This window comes from Streptomyces sp. SID1328 (genome assembly GCF_009865595.1).
GTDB classification, from domain to species: domain Bacteria; phylum Actinomycetota; class Actinomycetes; order Streptomycetales; family Streptomycetaceae; genus Streptomyces; species Streptomyces griseoluteus.
On sequence record NZ_WWKH01000715.1, the window covers coordinates 1 to 3,757 of the forward strand.

Annotated in this window: 5 protein-coding genes; 2 read left to right on the plus strand and 3 right to left on the minus strand. The window is 73.5% G+C overall.

What is annotated here, in order from left to right:
- Both GT030_RS22975 and GT030_RS22980 read left to right on the plus strand, forming a co-directional pair.
- Positions 1 to 432 (plus strand): STAS domain-containing protein (locus GT030_RS22975; protein ID WP_237522758.1); only part of this gene is annotated, 432 nt, incomplete at its 5' end.
- A gap of 80 nt (positions 433 to 512) precedes the next feature.
- Positions 513 to 914 carry an ATP-binding protein gene (locus tag GT030_RS22980; RefSeq protein ID WP_161202713.1) on the plus strand — a complete coding sequence of 134 codons (402 nt, stop codon included), beginning with the start codon at positions 513 to 515 and terminating at the stop codon, positions 912 to 914.
- Between the two features lie 3 nt (positions 915 to 917).
- Here GT030_RS22980 and GT030_RS22985 read toward each other — a convergent pair whose 3' ends face one another.
- The 3 genes from GT030_RS22985 to GT030_RS22995 form a co-directional block, all read right to left on the minus strand.
- The gene (locus tag GT030_RS22985; protein ID WP_161202714.1) at positions 918 to 1,337 is read right to left on the minus strand and encodes an STAS domain-containing protein; all 420 of its coding nucleotides are present in this window, start codon (positions 1,335 to 1,337) and stop codon (positions 918 to 920) included.
- Positions 1,334 to 2,434 carry a cobalamin B12-binding domain-containing protein gene (locus GT030_RS22990; protein WP_161202715.1) on the minus strand — a complete coding sequence of 367 codons (1,101 nt, stop codon included), beginning with the start codon at positions 2,432 to 2,434 and terminating at the stop codon, positions 1,334 to 1,336. Before GT030_RS22990 ends, GT030_RS22985 begins: the two co-directional genes overlap by 4 nt.
- Positions 2,431 to 3,757, minus strand: a 1,327-nt coding sequence (locus GT030_RS22995; protein WP_161202716.1) for a GAF domain-containing SpoIIE family protein phosphatase, incomplete at its 5' end; no start/stop codon positions are given. The genes GT030_RS22990 and GT030_RS22995, both read right to left, overlap by 4 nt.

The following is a 3,757-nucleotide window of genomic DNA, read 5'->3' on the forward strand; positions in this document are numbered from 1 at the left end:
ACCCTGGACTGTGACGCGGTGGACCCTGTACGGCACCATGGCCTCATGGCGAACGGCGGTCAGACGTATGAGGAAGTGATCCCCCCGGCGGTGGCGTATTCGCGGGCCGACGGAGAGCTGTGGGTCATCGGTCTGCGGGGGCACCTCGACCCCGAGGAACTGGACACGGTGGAGGACGCCACCGAGGACGCCCTGGTCCGCTGGACCGGGCCGCTCGTGTTCGACCTGCGGGAGGTCGGCTTCTGCGACTCGTCGCTGCTCAACCACCTGCTGCGTACGGCGCGGCGCCGGAACGTCGGCATCTTCGGCGGGGACGTCACCGTACGGCGACTGCTCGAACTCACCGGGGCGGACCGTGTGCTGCCCTCGCATCCCGACCTGGAGTCGGCGCGTGCCGCCCTGTCCACGCTGCCGCGGCAGGCGCGGCCGTGAGCGGCTCGGTCCCCCTCACCGGCGTGTACCGTCAGGGCGGGGGCACGCGCAGGGAAAGCACGCCCGCGCGAAAGGGGCTCATGTTCACCGCACACTCCCAGGCATCGTCACCGGCCGACGCCCGTCGGCTCGCGGCGGCGTACCTGGATGCGCACTGTCCGGGCGCGGACGCGGAGGCGGTGCAGATCGTCGTGAGCGAGCTGGTCACCAACGCCGTCCGGCACACCCCCGACGGCACCTGGTCGCTCGTCCTCAGACTGGAGGAGGGGCAGCTCATCCTGGAGATCACCGACGACAGCCCCGAGCTGCCGACCCCGCGCCCGAATCCGCCGCTGGACGGCCGAGGGGGCCTGGGCCTCGGGCTGGTGGAGAAGCTCAGCGACCACACCGCCGTCGCGCCCACCGCACGGGGCAAGACGATCACCGCCTGGTGGAAGCTGCCCACCGGTGACCACGCGGAGCGGCCGGCCTCGGAGCGCTGACGCTCAGGACAGGGTGGACTCGGCCTCGCTGGGGAGTTCCCCGGCCGGCCCGACGGGCTCCGCGGTCCCGTCCGGGCCGGCCGTGAGGTACTCGGCGGTGCCGGTGAGCGCCAGCATCCGGGTCAGCTGCACCGGCCGGTGCCGCAGGTGCAGGGTGACGCCCGCCGGATGAGTCCGTCGCCGCAGCGTGAGCAGGGCGGACAGCCCGCTTGAGTCGACCAGCCGCAGGCCCGCGCAGTTCATGTGCATCTCCCGCAGCGCCGGGCCGTGTTCCAGGACGTGCGCGTCCAGCATCCGGTTCACGACGTCGAGGAACTCGTCCGCGGACTCGAAGTCCAGGACTCCCTTAAGCGTCAGCCGTATCGAGCGAGAGTCGACGGCCTCGACAGTGACGGAGAAGCCGACGGGCTGGTGGAGGGTCATGCGGTCATTCCTGGGCCGGGGCTGGGTCGGGTGGCGGGCGTCGCGGGGAGGGCCTCGGCGGCCGCCTTGAGGAAGCCGAGGGCGCGGGGGAAGTCGTGCAACTCCCCCGCCATGATGTCCAGTCCGGTCCGCAGGCTGTGCGGGGGCACGCGGCGGGCCTTGAGGATCTCCGCGGTCCACGTGATGAAGCCGGTGAACAGCTCCGGGTCGTCCACGTAGAGGGCGGTGGCCAGGAAGTCCACGATGTGCGCGAGGTCCTCGGCGGTGCGCTCGCGCTGCGCCTCGGTGTACACGCGCATGCCGGGCCAGCGTGCTTCCAGGTCCGCGAGGCCCTGCCGGACCAGGGCGGCCCGGTTGCCCTTGATCAGGGTGTACTCCTGGTCCGCGAGGTGGGGCAGGTCGTCGACCTGCTGCCGCGGCGTCGGCTCGGGGCGGATCAGGCCGTCGGCCAGCAGACCGGCGGCCGCGCGGGCGTCGGGGGCCCAGGCGTCGGCGCCGATGAGACGGGCGTAGCGGCCGTCCGCGCCGAAGGCCGCGCCACCGACCATGACGGGTATGCCGATGGACTGCACGGCCGTCACCGCGGTGTGCGCGCTCGGCAGGTGCAGGGGCAGCGAGGCCGACAGCAGCGCAGCCGCCGGGTTGGTCACGTGCAGGTGGGCGATCAGATGCGGGGTGGTGGTGTGGGCGCCCAGGAAGTCCACCTGCCAGCCGCGCCCGGTGAGCACCTCGGCGAGCAGCCGGGCCGGAAGCACGTGCCACTCGCCGTCGACGCACGCGACCGTGATGCGCGGTCTGTCCGGCATGCCGGCCGGTGCCGGGACCCGGTGGGCGAGGGCGGCGATGACCCGGTCGATGATCGCGGTGGCGGCGTGCTCCTCGGCGACGCTGATCCGGTCGGCGGCCCATTCCGTGCCGACCCGGCGCTGGACCCCGCCGAGCACCTCCAGCAGCAGGCTCTCCCGGCCCGCTCCCGCGTCGGCCGCCGCGAAGACCTCGCGTACGGCGGCCGACTCGTCCTTGGCCATCACGGCCGTCCACAGCCGCTCCGACAGTTCCGCGCGCTCCTGGACCGCCGCGCCGGTATCGGTGGTCATCGGCGGACCCCCGCCCTGGGCCGGGCCGCGGTGGCGTGGTGGCCGTCGACGGAGTGCAGGGCGCCGTGGCCGCCCGCCGGGTTGGTGATGGCGAGGGTGGCCATGTCGTCGTGCCGGCCACCTCCCAGCCACTGGGCCGCCAGCATCTGCACCCGTTCCACCACCGCTTCCGCGGGCATCCGGGCACACGGGCCGAGGGCCGCCCGCAGCCGCTCCTCACCGAAGAACTGGTCGCCCAGCGGGCCGCCGGAGGCTTCGGTGATGCCGTCCGTGTAGAGCAGGCAGGTCTCCCCCGGCGCCAGCGACACATGGGCGCTGCGCGCCGTGACGTCGGGCATCGCGCCGATGAGCTGCCCCTGCGTCGGAGCCTCCTCCACGCGGCCGTCGCTCCTGATGATCAGGGGCGGCAGATGACCGGCGCTGGTCAGCCGGAGCCGGACCTGACCCGAGCGGCGGGTGACGGACGCCAGCACCAGCGTGGCGAACCGGGTGTGGTGGGAGTTGAGCAGCGCGCCGTTGAGCAGGGAGAGCACCTGCTGGTGGTCCCCGGACAGCGGCAGCAGCGCCTGCAGAACGCTGCGGATCTTGCCGGTGAGCACGGCGGCCTCCAGGCCCTTGCCCGCGACGTCACCGAGGACGACGAACGTCTCCTCGCTCGCGTCCGCGCCGGGATGGACGTCGTAGAAGTCGCCGCCCACCCGCTCGTGGTCCCGTGCCGCCCGGTAGGCACCCGCGTATTCGACGCCGTGGACGCGCTCCAGGCGCGGCGGCAGAAGATCACGCATCAGGGTGGTGGTGATCGAATGCTGTTCGGCGTACAGGCGCGCGGCCGAGAGCGCCACACCGGCCCGCGCCGCGAAGAGCCGCGCGAAGACCTCCTCACCGTCCGTGAACGCCTGGTGGGTGCTGGAACGCAGCAGGATCAGAACGCCTGCGGGCACGCCGTGGCCCGGCAGCGGGGTGACTATGACCGAGCCGATCGGGCCGTCGAAGCCCTCGGGGACCGCCCAGTCGGGCAGCTCGGCCGGGTCGATCCAGCGCGCGGGGACCGGCGGGAAGCCCTGGAGGGCCTCCGCGAGCCCGGCGACCGAGCGCGGCTCGACCGGGAGCATGGTCTGGGTGACCTCGCCGTCCGCGCGCGCGTAGGTCAGCTGGTGGCGGCGGCCCTGGGCGGGGGCGACGATGATCGCCGCGTCCGCGAGGTGGCCCGCGGCCATCCGTGCGGTGACCGTCATGCACCGCTCGACGTTCAGCGAGGACAGCAGGGCGCTGGAGACCTCGGCGAGCAGGGCGGCACGCTCCCGTTCGCCGCGCAGCGCCTGC